The 1532-nt window shown below is 42.7% G+C and carries 2 protein-coding genes and 1 pseudogene; all 3 read right to left on the bottom strand.

The genetic code is table 11. From position 1 onward, the window contains the following. Positions 1 to 186, bottom strand: a pseudogene (locus BCU12_RS07785) (putative pyridoxal-dependent aspartate 1-decarboxylase); the annotation flags it as partial. Positions 187 to 297: 111 nt separating this feature from the next. Next, positions 298 to 810: a hypothetical protein gene (locus tag BCU12_RS07780; protein ID WP_102403776.1), complete on the bottom strand. Its 513-nt coding sequence runs from the start codon at positions 808 to 810 to the stop codon at positions 298 to 300. Between the two features lie 70 nt (positions 811 to 880). After that, a partial coding sequence (locus BCU12_RS07775; protein ID WP_102403775.1) for a lysine exporter LysO family protein occupies positions 881 to 1532 on the bottom strand: 652 nt, incomplete at its 5' end.

Genomic DNA, 1532 nt, shown 5'->3' with positions numbered 1-1532 from the left:
GAAGTCTTTTTCAATATCTCTTAGTGGCTTTTCTTCAGCAACAATATGTTTGCGCAAAAACTGGTTCAGGTTTTTAGATAAACCCTCTTCAATTTTCGTTAACGTTGAATCTGGCCCTTCTGGCACAGTAAATATTCGAAGCAAACTATCAAAGTTTACATCAACTGTTTTCTGTTCTGATCCCATACAGCTACGTTTATATTCTAATTTCCATTACGACGGCACAATCTAAACGAAAACGGAACTAATGTCCCGTCTTAATTTAGCGTATTCATTTTCCATTCTTTGCCGAAAAGACTACTGGCATTTCATCTCTTCGAGAGCTTGAATAGACTGGTTGTATTTCTGTAAAACACTGTCGATTTGTTTCGGGTGGCTTAAGAGATCAGCAAACGCAGAACGAAGTTCATAGTTCTTTTCATGTGGGGTGCTTTGGCGATCATTAAAGGTCAATTTAGCCGCTTCGCCTAATTCGTCATCACGCTCAGCAAGTGTTTTGACATCATGCTGCTCCAGTTGCAGCCAAGCCTCTACAGATTGTTCTGTCGCCAGCTTTGACTGATCATTTTCAAGGTAGTAATGGACCGCTGCTCGATTGAGTTCAAAATGGTTTTTACGGCCCTCTAAGAACCACTGACTGACTTCTGAAAGATCTGGATAACGCTCAGAAGTCAGTGATGCGAGATCTTGGTACCAGGTGAGGGAAGCATCGATGTAAGCGTCGTACTTTTTATTTAGGCACTGAGCGTCGGCTGAAAAAGCAGAGCTTGAAGATAATGTGAGTAATGCAGCAATCACTATGTGTTTCATGGCAAATCCTTTGATAGCACTTAAGTGCTTTTATTTTTGGTTGTTCTTATTGTTATTTCACCGAACGATTTTAACTCGCTAATGAGATAAAGAACAGCATGAGTATTGGAACTAATAGGCTGAGAATAAAGCCACTTACGATGGCTATGGGCACACACCTTACACCACCTGTGGATTGAATAACAGGGAGAGTAAAATCCATCGCGGTTGCGCCCGCATACCCGATGGATGTGCACGGTTTTATTCTGATTAGCATAGGAATTATGACGAGTGCGACGAGTTCTCTTAAAAGCTCCAGCATGAAAGACGCACCGCCGTAAACAGGGCCAAAGGCATCTCCCATCAATATACCGGCTAAGGAATACCAACCAAAGCCAGAAGCCATAGCCAGTCCTTGATATAAGCCTATATCGAGCACCAGCGAGGCTAAGGCTCCACCAATCAGTGAACTGGCGACGATAACAACGGCGATCATCATGCCGTGTTTATTGATTAGAGTTTGTTTTAGCGTTAGCCCACTATTTCTGAGTTGAATACCAATAAAAAAGAGTAATAGAAAGAGTATCCATTCGCTGGCAGTGTCTACCCAGGTTAGGTTCATCTTGCTAACAAGGCCAATCAGTAACCCTCCACCTACAACGAGAATCAGCTTCGCGGATTCAAGCGCCATTGCGGTTAGAGGGAGTTTCGATTTAGTGGTATCAGTAGAGATTGGATAGAAC

This window comes from Vibrio sp. 10N.261.55.A7 (assembly GCF_002877365.1).
In the GTDB taxonomy this organism is placed as follows: Bacteria; Pseudomonadota; Gammaproteobacteria; order Enterobacterales; family Vibrionaceae; genus Vibrio.
Note: the sequence above shows the minus strand (reverse complement) of the source record. Positions and strands in the feature narration are given on the sequence as shown.